The organism is Hydrogenophaga sp., assembly GCF_019264445.1.
Taxonomy (GTDB): domain Bacteria; phylum Pseudomonadota; class Gammaproteobacteria; order Burkholderiales; family Burkholderiaceae_C; genus Hydrogenophaga.
Genome location: NZ_JAHVAB010000078.1, coordinates 22,041 through 36,979, shown reverse-complemented (window position 1 = coordinate 36,979; position 14,939 = coordinate 22,041). Strand labels below are relative to the sequence as shown.

The following is a 14,939-nucleotide window of genomic DNA, read 5'->3' as shown; positions in this document are numbered from 1 at the left end:
GCAGCGTGTGACGCGGACCCTCCTTCATCCGTTTTCATTTCCAAAGGAATCATCCATGTTGAACAACCATTTTTCCCAAGCTTCATCTGCGACTCAGCGAGCCCGTGGGCGCTGGTTGCGTTGGGTCGCCGGTGCGGCCCTCGTGGCGACACTCGCTGCCTGCAGTTCCGGCGTCAAGCTCGACAACGTGCCGGTGGAAGACCGCACGGGCTCGGCCGCCGGTGCAGCCGGTGCGGGCGGGCAATCGGGCGCGGTCGATCCTCGCGGTGTGTCCGGCGTGTCGGTCAACGGCGGGGATTCTGCGCAGCCCAACGCTTTGAGCCGGGTCATTTACTTCGACTACGACAGCTTTGAAGTGAAGCCCGAATCGGCCTCCACGCTGGAAGCGAACGCGCGCTACCTCAACGCCAACCGCACGCGGCGCGTGAACCTGGAAGGTCACACCGACGAGCGCGGTGGCCGTGAGTACAACCTGGCACTGGGCCAGAAGCGCGCCGAAGCGGTGCGCCGAGCCTTGTCGCTGCTGGGCGTGCCGGAATCGCAAATGGAAGCGGTGAGCTTTGGCGAAGAAAAGCCGGCCCAAACCGGCCTTGACGAAGCCGCTTTCGCCAAAAACCGCCGCGTTGAACTGACCTACCGTTGAGCGCCATGCCAACCCGTATGCGTTCTGTCTCCCGTCTGCTCGGTTGCGGCCCGCTTGCGCTGGCCGCCATGTGGCCGCTGCAGTCGCACGCCCTGTTCGGTGACGATGAGGCGCGCCGCGCCATCATCGAGCTGCGCCAGAAGGTCGACGCCACCCAGCAGTCCACCACGGCGGCGAATGCCGAGGCCCGTGAGAACAGTGCCGCCACGCGCCGCAGCCTGCTCGAGCTGTCCAACCAGATCGAGCAACTGCGTGCGGAGCTGGCGCGCATGCGTGGGCAGAACGAGCAGCTGGCCCGCGAGGTGTCGGAGTTGCAGCGCCAGCAGAAGGACGTGCAGGCGGGCGTGGACGAACGGTTGCGCAAGGTGGAGCCCCTGCGCATCGAGCACGATGGGCAGAGCTTCACGGTGGCGCCCAATGAAAAGCGCGATTTCGATGCGGCCATGGAGCTGATGCGCAAGGCCGAGTTTGGCCAGGCGGGGGCGGCCTACAACAGCTTCCTTCAGCGATATCCGGCCAGCGGCTACCGTCCCTCGGTGTTGTACTGGCTCGGCAATGCGCAGTACGCCAGCCGCGCTTACAAGGAGTCTGTGGAAAGCCATCGCCGTCTCGTGACGGAGTTTCCAACCCACATGCGCACGCCGGAGGCGCTGTTGGCCATGGCCAACAGCCAGATCGAGCTCAAGGACCCGAAGGCCTCGCGCCGCACGCTCGAAGACCTGGTGAAAGCACACCCGAACTCCGAAGCTGCAGCTGCCGGCCGCGAAAGGCTCGCGCGCTTGCGCTGACAACGGCCTCCCTCGGGCAATGGAGACCTTGAGGGCGGGGTGCTGCAGGGCCGCCTCCTACAATGGCGCCCATGGAACTTGCCGACTTTCTCAAACTGCAGACCCAGGTGCTCTGGGCTGCCTTTGCCGTGGCCGTGGCCTTCGGCTTCATCGCACAGCGCACCCACTTTTGCACCATGGGCGCCATCAGCGATATCGTCAACATGGGCGACTGGACGCGCATGCGAATGTGGGGCATGGCAGTCGGCGTTGCCATGCTGGGCTTTTATGGCATGGCCTGGCTGGGCTGGATCGACGCCGGCAAGTCGATTTACACCTCGGGGCGCATCATCTGGCTGTCGGCCATCGTGGGCGGTGCGCTGTTCGGCTTCGGCATGGTGCTGGCCTCAGGGTGTGGCAGCAAGACACTGGTTCGCATTGGAGCAGGCAGTCTCAAGTCTCTGGTGGTGTTCTTCGTGATGGGGTTCACCGCTTTCGCCACCTTGCGCGGCGTGCTGGCGGTGCTGCGTGTCAACACGGTGGACAAGGTGGCGTTCGAGATTCCCGCTGGCGGCGCGGCGCCCATGTGGTTGTCCAGTGGCCTCGGCTGGGACCCCGCTCTCGCCGGCCTGGTGCTTGCGCTGGCGGTCGGCGGGGCGCTGGTGGTGTGGGCGCTGCTTGGCGCCGATTTCCGCAGCTTCAACAACGTGTTGGGTGGCTTGGGGATTGGCCTTGTGATTGTGGCCATGTGGTGGGTGAGCGGGCATCTGGGTTTCGTGAGTGAGCATCCTGAAACGCTGGATGCGGTGTACCTCGGGTCCAACTCCGGGCGGATGGAGTCGCTGACCTTCACCGCGCCGATGGCCTATGCCCTGGACTGGGTCATCTTTTTCAGTGACACCTCCAAGCTGATGACGTTCGGTGTGGTAACCGTCGCCGGTGTGGTGATCGGCGCGCTGGTAAATGCGCTGATCGAGGGGAGCTTCCGGTGGGAGGGGTTTCGCAGCACGCAGGACACCGCGCTGCATATCGCTGGCGCGGCCTGCATGGGCGCTGGCGGTGTGACCGCACTCGGATGTACCGTGGGCCAAGGACTGTCCGGCCTCTCCACACTCAGCCTGACCAGCGCAATCGCTGTGGCGGGCATCGTGATCGGGGCCATTGCGGGGTTCCGCTTCCAGATGTGGTTGTTGGAACGCGAGTGACGTCCATCGCGACCGAGGCGTTTGAGCGCCGCTTTGGCGGCTTGCGCCGGCTCTATGGCGTGGAGGGTGCGCAGCGCATCTTCGACGCGCACGTGGTGGTGGTGGGTATTGGTGGCGTAGGCTCGTGGGCGGTCGAGGCGCTGGCGCGCAGCGGCGTGCGCCGACTGACATTGATCGATCTCGACCATGTGTCCGAGTCGAACATCAACCGGCAAATCCATGCGATGGAGCCCACGCTGGGGCAGGCCAAGGCACTTGCCATGCGCGAACGCATTGCGCTTTTCCACCCGGATTGCAAGGTGGACGTGATTGACGACTTTGTGACGCCTGACAACTGGCCTGCGATGTTGCAGGGTTTGCCCGATGGCGGTACCAAGCCTGCTGCGGTGATCGACGCTTGTGACCAGGTGCGTGCCAAGACGGCACTGGCGCATTGGGCGCTGACGCAGCGTGTGCCGCTGCTGAGCGTGGGAGCGGCGGGGGGCAAGCAGATGGCGCAGGCCGTGGAAGTGGCGGATCTGGCCGATACCACGCACGATCCGTTGCTGGCGCAATTGCGCTACCGGCTGCGCAAGCACCATGGCGCCGCGCGCGTCGGGCGAATGGGCGTTGCCTGCGTTTTCAGTCGTGAGGCGGTGGCACCGCCTGACGCATCGTGTGGACTGAATGAGGGGGACGGGTCGTTGAACTGCCACGGCTACGGCTCGGTCGTGAGCGTGACGGCAACGTTTGGACTTTGCGCCGCAGGATGGGTGATGAACACGCTGGCGACGGGTGCAAAAAAAATGGCGCCTCTTCAAAGCGCATCCACAATGACGCTATAATTTGAGGCTTGCCGCAGTAGTCGGATTCGACTTGCTCTCAGCTTTTTGGATGGGAGTTGCGCAGTTCCCCTCGGGGGCGTTAGCTCAGTTGGTAGAGCAGCGGACTCTTAATCCGTAGGTCGAGTGTTCGAGTCACTCACGCCCCACCATCGAAGATGGTCAGCTTTCCCGGTGCCTGTTGCACCAGATCGAGTTTGCAGTGGTTGCCCATCGGGCAGCCAGTGAGTGTTGATGGGACGTTAGCTCAGTTGGTAGAGCAGCGGACTTTTAATCCGTTGGTCGGCAGTTCGAGCCTGCCACGTCCTACCAAAATCCCCTTGTGGGAGCTGGAAAGCCCGCTACTGAATTGGTAGCGGGCTTTTTCTTTTCCCGATCGTTGCCAGACTGTTGCCAGAATGCGAATCAGGACTGTGCCACCGCATCGCGCACCGCGTTCATTGAAGCGAAGCCCAGCACCTGAGCCATGCGGTCGAAGTCGCTCGGCTTGAAGTCCCTGAAGCCGTTGTCCCGGTGCTGACGCCAGAGTCGGCCCACCATGGGCACATGCACTGGCCAGTGCGACCTCGGCGGGTTTGTCCATGGTTTGACGATGGCCAAGTCGAGCAGGAACTCGCAGCAAGGCCCGCCCGCCCGCATGAGCTCAAGCATGGGGGTCACGAACTCGCGGCGGTACAGCTTCACGCCGTGCACATGGACACCCTTCATGACGTGAAGGATGGGTTCGTAGCCATTGGCCCAGACGTGCGCACGGATGCGCCAGGGTTTCAGATCCTCGTCCACCATCTGCTCGCCCGCCCATGCGAATGGAGCGCCGGGGTTGTCTTCCAGGGCCTGCAGCAGCGCGGCAAACGTGCCCGGCGTGATCCGGTCGTCGGGGTCCACAGAGGTCACGAACGGAGCGCAGCCCGCGGTGAAGCCGCGAGCGCGAGCAGCGGCGAGATCGCCATCGATGCCGGCCAGCCAGTGTTGATTGACTGGCTCCGCGTCCAGGTCTCTTCGCACCTCTTCGACCCAAGCCGCGGGGAAGCGCGGCAGGGTGAGCACATGACAGTCAACCAAATGTCGTGTCACGGCGAGCGGGCCAACGGCGAGCATAGGTGTTCTCCAAAAGGTGCGAGCCGCGCAGAGTGAAAGAATCTAACGCCGCGCCAGCCACTGCATCCCGCAGTCGAAGACGTTCGCCGATGTGAACCCTGCCGCTCGCTGTCGAGGTTTCTTTTCTGACACGCGACTGCTCGACTAAGGCGTGTCCAGGCTCTCCGGGCTACCGGCCCTCCTGGCAAGGGACTAAACAAAAGTGAATGCGCCGTCGCTGTAGGCATCGCTGATCTCTTCCGTGCGAGCGGCCACCCCCATGGCCATCGCCAGGGCCTGCATGCCGTCAATGCGGCCGGTTGCCTTGCTCTTGTCGAGCTTGCGCGCGCCGGTCGGGTCTTTGGTCACCACGGCGTTAGCCGCGCACATGCTCAGCACCGGGTGCATTCCGTGCGCGATGCGTCCATTGAGCAGCTCGGCTTCGAGCGCATCGAGCGCGGGCGCCATGTCCTTGTAGCCCTGTCCCCACTCCACCAGCGGCACTTCGGCTCCAAGCTTGTCCAGTTCCTTGCGCAACAGGTCGATGCGCCACCGGTCATAGGCCACGGCCTGTACGTCCAGATCTGCCAGGATCGCCAGCATGTCTTCGGCGACGTGTTCATAGTCCACGGTCGCGCCTGGCGTTGTGTGCAGCAGCCCTTGGCGCGCCCACACGTCATAGGGTGCGCGATCGCGCTTGGCGCGCTCCAGCAGCCCTTGCTCGGGCGTCCAGAAGTGCGACTGCACTTGCCACACGCCATTGATCTTTCCGACGATCACCAGCGCGGTCAGATCGGTGCGGGCGGACAGGTCCAGGCCGCAATAGACCGGGCCATCAGTGATAACGGTTATCACCCCACCGCAGGATTTCCAGACGTCCGGCGATACGAATGGGCTCTCGGTCGACACACGCTGATTCAGCAGCAGGTTGCGCGCGGTGTTTTCCATGCTCGGCATGCGCTGGGCCTGCACCATCTGCTCGCGCAGATCAATTTCGCTGCGGAAGATCCCCAGCGCGGGGTTGGCTGCATTCCACCCGGCCACGTCCAGCAGGTCGCAGCCATCCGGCGCAGCGTACAGGTGGCACACGATGCGGGGATCGCTCGATGCCTTGGCGTCGTCCAGCCAGATGCTGAATAGGTCGGCATCGCTGGCGGCCTGCGTGCTGATGGCGATGAGCAGCGGCGCATCGTGCGCGCCCTGGCTGGTGGTGATGGCGTCCACGAAGTCGGACTGTGGGCCTCGCACCTGGCCGATTTCGTCGAGGATCGCCAGCACGGGGGACAGGCCGTGCGCAGTCTTTCCATCTGCAGCAAGGGCGCGGTACTCCGTATTGAGGGGCAGGCCCAGCAGGCGCTTGCCGGACGGCACCACGCGCACGATGCTCGACAGCTTGGGGCTGAGCTGCACCATCTTGCTCGCCAGGTTGAACACCAGCGCGGCTTGGTCCCGGCTCATGGCGCCGCTTACAAGCTGGCTGTTTTGCTTCGCTTCTGGTCCCACCAGATGCGCCAGCACCAGGCCCGCGATCAATCCGGTTTTCCCGTTCTTCCGGCTCACCGACAGCAGGGCGCGGCGCGTGCCGGCCGGGTTGTCGTACACGTCTCGGATGAACTGTTTCTGGAAATCAGCCAGCAGCATGGGCTTGCCCACCTGCGCACCGTCCGGAGTCAGACAGTGGCGCTCGATGAAAGCAATGACGCGGGCGGCTCGGGTCATCACGCTACCGCGCGCAGGTGCGGAATCAGATCGTCGTCGTCTTGCTCGGCGCGGGCCTTGCGCTCCAGCGCCAGCACCTTGCCGGCATCGCGGGCGCGTCCCTGAGTCGCCAGGGCATGCACGTGCAGGGCAGATGCCAGCGCCACGACACGGCGGCTTAGCGTCTCAACCAGCTTGGCCTTCGCGCTCACTTTGCCGTCGATCACGTAGCCTTCGGCGTCCACCTCGGCTTGCAGGCGCTCTATGTCGGCCTGGCTTCGCGCCATGTTGGCGGCGGTCACCAAGTCAGGACCGGTCCAGGTATCGCGAGCGCGGGCGGTCACGATGGCATCCCAGAACGGGCGGTCGCCAGGGCGCAGTGCGACATGCTCGGGTGGATTGAGTGGCCCCAGCGCCACCGCCTGCACGGCGGCCACGGCAGCGGCTGCCGAGTCAGAGCGCTTGCGGCGAGGGTTGATTTTCATAATGCGGACTTAGGGTTAAAGCGAGGGGAACCGGTCGGTCTGGCCGGCCTCGGTTGCTGGTGATTTTTCGGAATCGACGGCCTGGCGCCAGGGGTGCGCGGGGTCGAGCGGGATGCCATCGGCGTCACAGCCCCATGCCACGCGCTTGCCGTGCTCGGCTGCGGTTTTGCGTGAGTGGCACTCATGGCACAGAGGCTGCAGGTTCACCAGGTCGTTGTTCGCCGGGTTCCCGTCGCGATGGTCCACGTCAGTTGCTGCCACGGTCAGGCCGCGCCGGGTGCAGTCACGGCATAGGGGCTCGGCCGATAGCACAGACGCGCGCAGGCGCTGCCACGCGGAAGAATTGAGGGGCAGGGCACGGCGTGGGTCCGCATCACGCCCTGTGCGGTTGGCGCGTGGCACCTGTAGGGTGGGGATGCGATCAGGCAGGGTTGCCAGTCGGGGCTTGAGCGTCAGTAGCTTGCGCATCGTCGATTCCTTCAATGGTGGGCAGGTTCTCCAGGCGGCGGGCCTCGGACTTCAGCATCCAACCGGCCTTGATGCCCTTGTCGTAGAAGTCGGCGCGGTTGGTTGCATCGCCACGCAGCAGGCCTTCCACCTGATGTTCGGCAAAATAGGTGCGCCGGCCGGCCTCGGTAAGTAGCTGTTTCGCAATGGCCTGTTCCCATGCGACAAGGTGACGGCGCAGGGTCATGGTGACGAACTGGCGCGCCATCTCCACGGAGTTGGAATAGTTTCCGTGGCGCAGGTCACCGATCACCGTAGGCGGCACGCGGAACAGTCGGGCGACTTCCTCAACGCTGAACTGGCGAGCTGCGATCCATTCGGCGTCTTCGAGCGTCATGGAAATTGGCTGGTACTCGACTCCTGATTCCAGCACCGGGGTACGGCCGGCATTGCTCGCGCCGGCATATTGGCTCGACCATGAGTCTTTCAGACCCTGGCGCTGTGCGGGACTGAGGGCACCTGCAAATTTGAGAATGCCCGACAGCTTGCCCCCGTTCTTGAAAGTCGCATTGCCGTGTTCCTGCTCGGAGATTGCCAACTCGACAACCCCACGCGCCGCGGCGATCGGACTGATGCCCAGCACTCCGTTGTCACCCAGGCGGTGCCGCAGGTGCAGGCATTCATCGGCCAGCAGGCGGTGCACGGTGCCCTTGCGGTCGGTGTACTCATAACCCAGGCGCTCGTTCGCGAGGCGCAGCACAGTCATGCGCTCCGGGCTCACCGGCCACAGTTCGCGCACCTGGCCGTCATACCCACGCACGATGCGGGCGTAGGCATTGCCGCGCAACAGGATGCACGCCTGCAAATACTCGCGCCCCTCAAGTGCGGTCAGCTCGGGGTTGAACTGATCGTGGAGCACCCGGTAAAGCGGATGGTCTGATGCGCGTTCGCGATCATCACCGGAGCGGCGGAAAAGGATCAAGGGCAGGGACGCGGTGGTTTCCGAGATGGCTTGGATGCACGCGTACACCGCAGACACGCCTTGCGCGGTGTTCTCATTTACCGGGGCGCCGCGGAGGGCGGCGAAGTTGCTCCAATAGGCATCCCCATTGGCTCGGCGCTCGAAGCCCAGGGCGCGCGCGGCGCGTTCAAGAATCGTCATTCGCAGGTTTCCAGCCAGAGGCGGCGGATGTCGGGGACCACATGCGCGGGCCGACTGCGCAGGGCGACGGTGGTATCGGCGTAGGCTGGGTCATGCGTCAGGGTGATTTCCTGCAGCTCGACACTGAGCAGTTCGCGCACGAGTTGCGCACCGCGCTGCTCCCATCTGTCACCCCCATCGGCCACGCGGAAGCCGAATGAACAACCGGCCACATCGCCACGATCAACCAGCACAGCCAGGTCGCGGCCGTGGGTGGTATCCGGCAAAGCAAGCTCGAAAGCCAGTCCATGCGCGTCCTCTTTCAGCTTTAGCGTGCCGCTGCGGGTGGTGCCCAGCAGCGCATCGCCTTGGTGGTGGTAGAGGGCGCGAATGTTGGAGCCGCTTTCCAGGGATTTGCGAAAGGCTCCATTGCGGATCACCTCGACGAAGCCACCCAGGTCGGCTTCGCTGTTGAAGATCGCGGCGTGTCCCGTCAGCGTTTTGCCGTTGCTGCGCAGGCTGCCAGTGGAGCGGACTTCCAACATTCGCGACCTCGATCAGAGCGTGATGTCGCTGGCAACGACGAATGCATCGTCGTGGCGCAGAGCCACATCAACGGTGCTCATCGCGCGCACCAGCACGTTGCCCTTGCTGTATGCGGTTTCGGCGTACGGGTTCACCAGGATGTCCAGCTCGCTCCAGATGCCCAGCAGGGCCTGGCTCCAGTCGCCCAGGATCAGACGGCCGGTGTCGGGGTCGGGCGTGGTGTTGATGGGCACTTGATTGGTGAACTGCGCGGGGATGTCAGCCATACGGCCGCCTTCGAGCAGATACCCGGCGATGCCGCTGGCCTTGAGCGTGCCGGCCAGCCTGGCCTTGACGCGGGTCGAGCCCAGCCAGTTGGCTGCGCTGGCGTTGATGAGATCCAGCTTTTCCACCATCGCCAGCACGTTGGCCCAGCTCAGCGTCGCGAGGTTCGCGGTCTGGATACCGGACGTTGCGAGCACGCCGGTCGGCTGGTTGGTTCCACCGCCTTGAATCAACGCAGAGTCGATCGCCTGTGCCAGCATGAACGACAGGTCGGAGCGGACAAGCTGCTCGACATCGGGTGAGCTTTGCATGATGAGCTGGCGGCTCATCTCGCACAGCCCGCCGGCGTGCTTGGGAGAAAGCGAAACATCATCGAACGTCATGTCCGAAGGGGTGAGGGCGGCGTTCTCAGCGACCCAGCCCACGGTCATGCCGGTGCCGTGTTTCGGGATCGAGACGTTTCCAGAAAGGCCGGACAGCACGCGCACACCCAGGCGGCGGGCCAGCAGCGAATTGCGGAAGGGCTCGATGTACTGATCTGGGCGGTGGTCGGTGGGCACGATCTCCCCGGCCGAACTGGTGGTGGAGACACGCTGTTCGAGTGCGGCCAGTGGCACATAGATGCCCTGCGCCTTGCGGCCGGTGCGGCGCTCGGTTTCTTGGCTGTATTCGGCGGCGGCGCCTGACAGTGCGCGACCCTCCACCTGTGCGCGGATCACCTCGAGCACGTTCACCTGGCCTTCAAGGCGGACGCGGCTCTTGTCCACCGGTTCACCGATGGAGCGGCGCTCGGCCTCGGCCAGGAACTGCGCGCGCGCTTCGTCGGCTTCGAGTGTGGTGATCTCGGTTTTGAGCTTGTCGAATGCGGTCTTTTGCTCGGGCGTCAGATTCTCAGCATTGAGCAGGGCGCGGGCTTCGGCAACCTTGAGCGCGCGTTGTTCGCGGATCGAATGAAGGGACATGCGGGGCTTTCTGAAAGTGTGCCCACGGCATATGCGGGCGGTGATTGATGCGCCGTTGTAGTCGCGCGCGCGAAGGGCGTAAAGGGAGGAAATGCAGATAAATCGCCCACGTACACGGGCGAACAATCACCCCTCCAATTCGAGTTGCATGGGAGCCACTGGCGCGGATGGTGAAGGCGTGCACGCTGTCCTTTTGGCTGGCTCGGGTGCAGTCGGATTACGGTCTGGCTCGCATGCCGTGTAGTCATCTGCGAAGTCGTCGACGGCCATGTCCAGCAGGTCAACCAGCGCATTGATACGGCCCATTTCGAACGACAGGTCTGCATGCTCCCAATCCGCGCCAGTGGCGAACTCGCGCTGCAATCGCATGGCGTATTCACGCACGCGAAGCATGTTGCGCTTCAGTCGGTCGATGTCGCGCGCCTGTTCAGCCACTGTTGGCTTGTCTTCGGCGCAAGGTGGCTCCACAGAGATCAGCCCTACCCGCTCAGCGAGCAATCGGATCTGGATAGGGTGTAGATCAATGATGGCGTTTGCGCTGTAGTTTTCGTCCTCCAGTCGCTGATTTCCGTTCTCGAGGGTCGTGATCGTGATGTTCGGAATGTGTTCGGGCATGCCGTGCTTTCAGTGGGTTGTTGAAGGGGCGGGAGATGGCATCTCTAGATGGTTCCCGTGAGACGGGATAGAGAGAGGCCCGGAAAGCGGCTCTATAGACCCGCCAGACGGGGCAGGGCGCGGCCTTGCTATCCCGCCACGCGGGTCTATAGGCGGCCTCTCTATCCCGCGAGACGGGCTAAGGAGCGCGTTTTGGTAGGCGCCTCGGCGGAAGCTCTCAGCGGCGCCGGGGTCATAGCCTGGCAGCTTGTCGAGCGTTCGCCAGGTGACGGCGTACCAGCTCGCCTTGTTGGGACGGTGACCCAACACAGTCTGGTGAATGAAACCTGCCTCGATTAGCTCCCGCGTGGCCCGCTGCACCACGTCGTGCGATTTCCAACCGCGCTTCTTCATGTGCGCGGTGGATGCCAGCAACCTGCCGTTGTTGTCGCGCACGAACTGACGCGCGAACTCCATGAGCAGCGATCGGGCGGGATGGCTCAAACGGGCGTACGCTGCGCAGTCAAGCACGGCCCACGGTAACGCTACAAACCCACCTGAATCGCGCCCTGAATCGCCTTTGCTGCCCTTACTGCGCCCGTTCGCCATCTGGCTCGGCTTCCAGGTGGTAGCGGGCCGCTCGCGGATGCATGAACCCGTCGCGGTCGTACAGCGTCACGCGCTCGGTGCGGATGACATATCCGAAGCGATCGCGCAGCTCTTTTACACGTGCGGCAGCCTGATAGCAGCCCAGGCGGCGCAAGTCGTAGGAGGTTTGCGGACGGTGGCGAAGAGCTTCCAGAATGCGCTGGCGCTGGGCTTCACTGTGCGTCGATTTGGGACTAAACTTGCGGCCAGACTGTCCAGTCTTGAGGGGGCTTACCGCTGCAACGGTCGGCCCCTTCGCCTTTTCGGGTGAGGTGTTTTTCATCGCCTGCCTCACGCGGTGGCCGATTCGCGGAGTGCTTCGGCTTCGAGCTTGCGCTGCCAGTCGGCGGCGGCGTGCGCGCTGATGTAGCGACGGCGGCCCACCTTGTAGGTGGCGAGGCGCCCGCTTGCGATCTCTTCGTAGGCCTTGGTCCGGCCGACTTTGGTGGCGCCGATGAATTGCTCAACGGTGTATGCGAGTTGCTCTTGCATGCTGACCCTTTCGTGTCATCGGCGTTCGGCCAACTGCTGGCGAATCACCGTGAAACGAATGGTCTTTTGTAATTTGCTTTCTGCAAATTTCAGCGCGCTGCGGAAATGATGATTGCCGCTGCGGAAATGGGGGTTTGCGCAGCGGACCACATGATTACTTTTTCTTAGGATCTGCACCGGGTTTTTGCGCAGCCGGCGGGATGCTCAGTTCCCCAGCGGCCGCTGCCTCTTTCAACCAAGTTCGAATGGTGTTCGCTTTTGGGGGAAGGTCCAACGTCTTCAACTCTCCCATCAACTCGTACAGCTTTTTCTCCAAGGCTTCCGACATTGTCTTCATGCGTGTAGTTGGCGATGCCTTCCACGCCTCTGCAGCCCATTTGATGCATGCGGCGCGAGCCTTCTGCATGTCGGGCTGTGTCTTGCCCACGCCATTCTTGAAGGCGCTGTCCTTGGCCTTTTGAAGCACGGCGCCGGCTTCGATCTTGGTCTCAACGTCCAACATGTAGCCGCCCGCGATGGCCTCGAAGGCCAGCACCATCCCCAGGGCCGCGGCCTTTTCTGCTGCCCCGGTTTCAATGGCTGCGCGCAGTTCCGATGCCGTGGTCAGGATGTTTAGCGCGGCGGCCTGTTTCCGCGTGTGCCCCATCGGACGGCCCGCGTGAAAGTAGGCCTCCCGAGCCCATACGTCGCGCCAGCGGATGAAAGCGTGTTCGTAGGTGTCGGCCGCCGTGGGAGGCTTTTGTCTAGGAAAGCGCGAGCTTGGGTCGGGCGCGTCGAGCGCTGCGGCGCGTGTTGCGCGGTCGATCTCCGGCAGTTGCGGCAGATCGGGAAAAACCTCGGCCAGCGCCGTGATGGCGTCGCTCTCCAGGTGCGGCACCAGACTGTGCCCGCGCGTGTGGAACGCCGGTATGCGCTGTGTCGGGGCTACTTGCTCGTCCTTCTGAATGCGAGGCAACCATCGGTCGCGGATGAATAGCGCGAAGTCGTCGGGCGCGTCGTCGAACGGCTGCATTTCCTCTAGTTTTCCTGCCGCATTGATTCGCTTCATGGGGTCTCCTTGATGCCACGCCCGAAGGCGCGGCGGTGGTTCATGTGGGCGCCTGCAGAGCGCGCTGCAGAAAAGCTTGAAAGCGCTTATCCCGCTTCGCCCTGATCGCGGAACCGATCGGCATGTAGGGCGGCCACCTGAACTCTTCTCTCATCAGGTGTGTTTGCCATGTCGCCAAGTCGCTGGGGCTGCAGCGGTTCGGTGTCGTTCTTTTAGACATGCGACCTCTCCTGTTTCTGCAGCTCGTAGATGCCCTCTAAGGCATTCACGATGTCCCTGGCCATGTCCGAGCAGGCCCACATGTAGGTGTCTTGCAGATCGGCGGACATTGATCGAAACGTCTCGCCGTTGGTTTCCTCGCCCCATGTCAATTCGAGCATGGCGCGCAGTTGCCGTGCTTTGGTGTCGATGACATCCTTCAGGTCAACGATTCTCGAGTTGCTAGACTCATCAGTAGCCATGGTGAAAGTCCTTCTTTCGTTGTGGTCAGACGGTCGAGGTGGTTCAGTCACCCCGGCCGTCGCCTTTACCGCAGTGCCGCTGCGGCGCCGGATCGCGCACTACGCGCGTTTCCTTCGTATCGGGGTGACGTTGCTGGCCTCTGGCTGAGTGAGCAGCTTGTGCAGCGTCGTGAGTGCCTTGCGTTTTTCCGCTAGGTAGTCGTGCCCGTCATAGTGGCGCGCCTGCACACCGCTGATGCCATGTGACTGCAGTCGACCTCGAATATCTTGCGACACCCCGGCACTCGCCAGCATCGTCTCGACACCAGAGCGGATGCGCTTGGCCTGAAAGTCGGGGATCGCGTCCCCTGCAGCCTCGACTGCCCACGCGCTTAGGGACGTGGCCGCAACGTGCGTTGCACCGCCATCGGTGGAGAGTGCGAACTGTCCATTGGGCTCGCAACCCATCAAAGCCTTGGCGGCCTCTTTTGTGAGCGGGACTGTGTGCGGGCGCGGAGGCTTTCCTGGCCGGCCCTTGCCGTCATAGAGCAGGATGGAATCGGCACTGATATTGCTGGTTTGCAGGTTCACCAGTTGCTCGATGCGCTGTCCGCCCGTGAGCAGGTGCAACCGCAACACAGCGCCCTTGAACCCCGGCAAGTCGTGGATGGCTTGCCAGTAGGTGCGCAGCTCGTTCGCGCTCATGGGGCGCTTGTCCGGGTTGTTCGCAGATTCGTCTGGGGATGTGTCCGCCACCGGATTGAGCACGATGCCGAAGCTCTTGAAGGCAACGGGTATCGATGGCTTGGACTTCGCTGCTTTCGCGACTTGGTAGGCGCTGCGCGCATAGGCCCGCAACTTGTTGGCGGTGCGGCCTTTGCCGGCCTCGATGCACTTGCGCATCATGTCGGCGAATTGCTCGCTGGTGACGTCCTTCGCGGGCAGCGCGGCAATCTTGGGCCAGGGTTCCTTCACATGCACCTTGAAGATGCTGCGCGCGTCCATGTGCGAGCGTCGACCCAGGGTTTGCAGGTAGTCGCAGTAGTCGTCGAGCAGGCGCTCAAGCGTGAACTTAGCGGCCATCGTCTTGGCCTCTGCGGCGACCTGGCGGGCTTCGCGCTGTGCGGCGAGTAGTGCAGGGCGGCCGCCTTCGTCGCGGTGCTGGTGATGCTGCATCGCCATTGTTTCGGCGGCGCGCACTGCGGCGGGGAATGAGTAGCCCCGGCTCGTGGGCTCCAGGCTCTTTGGTGGGGCGGATGAGTCGTAGAGGCCGATCGGCACGCGCTCGCTGGCAGTTCCGATGCTGTAGCGCCAGTAGAACGACACCGCGCCCGTGGTCTGCTTGCGGGCTTGCAAGGCGCCCATGGGCTTGATCTTCTCGAGCGTCTTGAACACGCCAGGCGTCAATGCCGTGAGTGCTTGCCCGGTGGTTTTCGTCATCGCGTTCATCCAGTCCGTTGATGAGTCCCTTGGCTTACGGACTCGGTGTCGTTGCCAGACCGTTGCCAGAATTTTGGCGAATGGTCGCGGTCACTTACGGACAATCATGAACTAAGAGTGCTGAAAAATCAATGACTTGCTTACATTGCCAGACAATTGCGAACTCCGGCGAACACCCTAATTTGGACTTTTAATCCGTTGGTCGGCAGTTCGAGCCTGCC

Annotated in this window: 18 protein-coding genes and 2 tRNA genes; 7 read left to right on the top strand and 13 right to left on the bottom strand. The window is 63.3% G+C overall.

Annotated elements, in window-relative coordinates; genetic code table 11:
• Positions 1-142: 142 nt before the first annotated feature.
• The 6 genes from pal to KXJ60_RS17270 all read left to right on the top strand — a co-directional run bounded on the left by pal (position 143) and on the right by KXJ60_RS17270 (position 3,748).
• Entirely contained in the window at positions 143-643 is a 501-nt protein-coding gene (gene pal / locus KXJ60_RS17295; protein WP_291130900.1) for a peptidoglycan-associated lipoprotein Pal, read from the top strand.
• A gap of 17 nt (positions 644-660) precedes the next feature.
• The gene (gene ybgF, locus KXJ60_RS17290) at positions 661-1,431 is read left to right on the top strand and encodes a tol-pal system protein YbgF (RefSeq protein WP_291130897.1); all 771 of its coding nucleotides are present in this window, start codon (positions 661-663) and stop codon (positions 1,429-1,431) included.
• Between the two features lie 71 nt (positions 1,432-1,502).
• Complete coding sequence (locus KXJ60_RS17285) at positions 1,503-2,615, top strand: YeeE/YedE family protein (RefSeq protein ID WP_291130894.1); 1,113 nt, start codon at positions 1,503-1,505, stop codon at positions 2,613-2,615.
• Positions 2,612-3,439 carry a tRNA threonylcarbamoyladenosine dehydratase gene (locus tag KXJ60_RS17280; protein WP_291130891.1) on the top strand — a complete coding sequence of 276 codons (828 nt, stop codon included), beginning with the start codon at positions 2,612-2,614 and terminating at the stop codon, positions 3,437-3,439. Before KXJ60_RS17285 ends, KXJ60_RS17280 begins: the two co-directional genes overlap by 4 nt.
• A 73-nt stretch (positions 3,440-3,512) precedes the next feature.
• Positions 3,513-3,588 (top strand) — tRNA-Lys (locus tag KXJ60_RS17275).
• Between the two features lie 84 nt (positions 3,589-3,672).
• Positions 3,673-3,748: transfer RNA gene (locus tag KXJ60_RS17270), tRNA-Lys, on the top strand.
• Between the two features lie 93 nt (positions 3,749-3,841).
• Here KXJ60_RS17270 and KXJ60_RS17265 read toward each other — a convergent pair.
• The 8 genes from KXJ60_RS17265 to KXJ60_RS17230 form a co-directional block, all read right to left on the bottom strand.
• Positions 3,842-4,534 carry a hypothetical protein gene (locus KXJ60_RS17265; protein WP_291130888.1) on the bottom strand — a complete coding sequence of 231 codons (693 nt, stop codon included), beginning with the start codon at positions 4,532-4,534 and terminating at the stop codon, positions 3,842-3,844.
• Positions 4,535-4,726: 192 nt separating this feature from the next.
• Positions 4,727-6,232: a terminase TerL endonuclease subunit gene (locus KXJ60_RS17260; RefSeq protein WP_291130885.1), complete on the bottom strand. Its 1,506-nt coding sequence runs from the start codon at positions 6,230-6,232 to the stop codon at positions 4,727-4,729.
• A complete protein-coding gene (locus KXJ60_RS17255) occupies positions 6,232-6,696 on the bottom strand; it encodes a TerS protein (protein ID WP_291130883.1) in 465 nt (154 codons plus the stop codon). Before KXJ60_RS17255 ends, KXJ60_RS17260 begins: the two co-directional genes overlap by 1 nt.
• Before the next feature lie 15 nt (positions 6,697-6,711).
• A complete protein-coding gene (locus KXJ60_RS17250; RefSeq protein WP_291130880.1) occupies positions 6,712-7,164 on the bottom strand; it encodes an HNH endonuclease signature motif containing protein in 453 nt (150 codons plus the stop codon).
• Complete coding sequence (locus KXJ60_RS17245) at positions 7,118-8,305, bottom strand: phage portal protein (RefSeq protein ID WP_291130877.1); 1,188 nt, start codon at positions 8,303-8,305, stop codon at positions 7,118-7,120. Before KXJ60_RS17245 ends, KXJ60_RS17250 begins: the two co-directional genes overlap by 47 nt.
• On the bottom strand, positions 8,302-8,829 hold the full coding sequence (locus tag KXJ60_RS17240; RefSeq protein ID WP_291130874.1) for an HK97 family phage prohead protease: 528 nt from the start codon (positions 8,827-8,829) through the stop codon (positions 8,302-8,304). The genes KXJ60_RS17245 and KXJ60_RS17240 overlap by 4 nt, the downstream gene beginning before the upstream one ends.
• 12 nt (positions 8,830-8,841) lie before the next feature.
• Entirely contained in the window at positions 8,842-10,182 is a 1,341-nt protein-coding gene (locus KXJ60_RS17235; RefSeq protein ID WP_291130866.1) for a phage major capsid protein, read from the bottom strand.
• The gene (locus KXJ60_RS17230; RefSeq protein WP_291130864.1) at positions 10,183-10,671 is read right to left on the bottom strand and encodes a hypothetical protein; all 489 of its coding nucleotides are present in this window, start codon (positions 10,669-10,671) and stop codon (positions 10,183-10,185) included.
• A 319-nt stretch (positions 10,672-10,990) separates the two neighbouring features.
• On the opposite strand from KXJ60_RS17230, the gene KXJ60_RS17225 reads away from it, so the two are divergent.
• On the top strand, positions 10,991-11,113 hold the full coding sequence (locus tag KXJ60_RS17225; protein WP_291130861.1) for a hypothetical protein: 123 nt from the start codon (positions 10,991-10,993) through the stop codon (positions 11,111-11,113).
• A gap of 126 nt (positions 11,114-11,239) precedes the next feature.
• On the opposite strand, the gene KXJ60_RS17220 is transcribed toward KXJ60_RS17225, so the two are convergent.
• The 5 genes from KXJ60_RS17220 to KXJ60_RS17200 form a co-directional block, all read right to left on the bottom strand.
• On the bottom strand, positions 11,240-11,581 hold the full coding sequence (locus KXJ60_RS17220) for a helix-turn-helix domain-containing protein (RefSeq protein WP_291130858.1): 342 nt from the start codon (positions 11,579-11,581) through the stop codon (positions 11,240-11,242).
• 8 nt (positions 11,582-11,589) lie between these two features.
• The gene (locus tag KXJ60_RS17215; RefSeq protein WP_291130855.1) at positions 11,590-11,790 is read right to left on the bottom strand and encodes a hypothetical protein; all 201 of its coding nucleotides are present in this window, start codon (positions 11,788-11,790) and stop codon (positions 11,590-11,592) included.
• Positions 11,791-11,944: 154 nt separating this feature from the next.
• On the bottom strand, positions 11,945-12,838 hold the full coding sequence (locus tag KXJ60_RS17210) for a hypothetical protein (protein ID WP_291130852.1): 894 nt from the start codon (positions 12,836-12,838) through the stop codon (positions 11,945-11,947).
• A gap of 212 nt (positions 12,839-13,050) precedes the next feature.
• Positions 13,051-13,299: a hypothetical protein gene (locus KXJ60_RS17205; RefSeq protein WP_291130849.1), complete on the bottom strand. Its 249-nt coding sequence runs from the start codon at positions 13,297-13,299 to the stop codon at positions 13,051-13,053.
• Positions 13,300-13,398: 99 nt separating this feature from the next.
• Positions 13,399-14,727, bottom strand: a complete 1,329-nt coding sequence (locus KXJ60_RS17200; protein WP_291130847.1) for an integrase — start codon at positions 14,725-14,727, stop codon at positions 13,399-13,401.
• Between the last annotated feature and the right edge of the window lie 212 nt (positions 14,728-14,939).

What these genes read in the sequence shown, in the direction of transcription:
- ybgF (WP_291130897.1), top strand. Translation starts at nt 661, where the DNA reads ATGCGTTCTGTCTCCCGTCTGCTCGGTTGCGGCCCGCTTGCGCTGGCC.
- KXJ60_RS17285 (WP_291130894.1), top strand. Translation starts at nt 1,503, where the DNA reads ATGGAACTTGCCGACTTTCTCAAACTGCAGACCCAGGTGCTCTGGGCT.
- KXJ60_RS17265 (WP_291130888.1), bottom strand. Translation starts at nt 4,534, where the DNA reads ATGCTCGCCGTTGGCCCGCTCGCCGTGACACGACATTTGGTTGACTGT.
- KXJ60_RS17260 (WP_291130885.1), bottom strand. Translation starts at nt 6,232, where the DNA reads ATGACCCGAGCCGCCCGCGTCATTGCTTTCATCGAGCGCCACTGTCTG.
- KXJ60_RS17255 (WP_291130883.1), bottom strand. Translation starts at nt 6,696, where the DNA reads ATGAAAATCAACCCTCGCCGCAAGCGCTCTGACTCGGCAGCCGCTGCC.
- KXJ60_RS17250 (WP_291130880.1), bottom strand. Translation starts at nt 7,164, where the DNA reads ATGCGCAAGCTACTGACGCTCAAGCCCCGACTGGCAACCCTGCCTGAT.
- KXJ60_RS17245 (WP_291130877.1), bottom strand. Translation starts at nt 8,305, where the DNA reads ATGACGATTCTTGAACGCGCCGCGCGCGCCCTGGGCTTCGAGCGCCGA.
- KXJ60_RS17240 (WP_291130874.1), bottom strand. Translation starts at nt 8,829, where the DNA reads ATGTTGGAAGTCCGCTCCACTGGCAGCCTGCGCAGCAACGGCAAAACG.
- KXJ60_RS17230 (WP_291130864.1), bottom strand. Translation starts at nt 10,671, where the DNA reads ATGCCCGAACACATTCCGAACATCACGATCACGACCCTCGAGAACGGA.
- KXJ60_RS17225 (WP_291130861.1), top strand. Translation starts at nt 10,991, where the DNA reads ATGAAACCTGCCTCGATTAGCTCCCGCGTGGCCCGCTGCACCACGTCG.
- KXJ60_RS17220 (WP_291130858.1), bottom strand. Translation starts at nt 11,581, where the DNA reads ATGAAAAACACCTCACCCGAAAAGGCGAAGGGGCCGACCGTTGCAGCG.
- KXJ60_RS17215 (WP_291130855.1), bottom strand. Translation starts at nt 11,790, where the DNA reads ATGCAAGAGCAACTCGCATACACCGTTGAGCAATTCATCGGCGCCACC.
- KXJ60_RS17210 (WP_291130852.1), bottom strand. Translation starts at nt 12,838, where the DNA reads ATGAAGCGAATCAATGCGGCAGGAAAACTAGAGGAAATGCAGCCGTTC.
- KXJ60_RS17205 (WP_291130849.1), bottom strand. Translation starts at nt 13,299, where the DNA reads ATGGCTACTGATGAGTCTAGCAACTCGAGAATCGTTGACCTGAAGGAT.
- KXJ60_RS17200 (WP_291130847.1), bottom strand. Translation starts at nt 14,727, where the DNA reads ATGAACGCGATGACGAAAACCACCGGGCAAGCACTCACGGCATTGACG.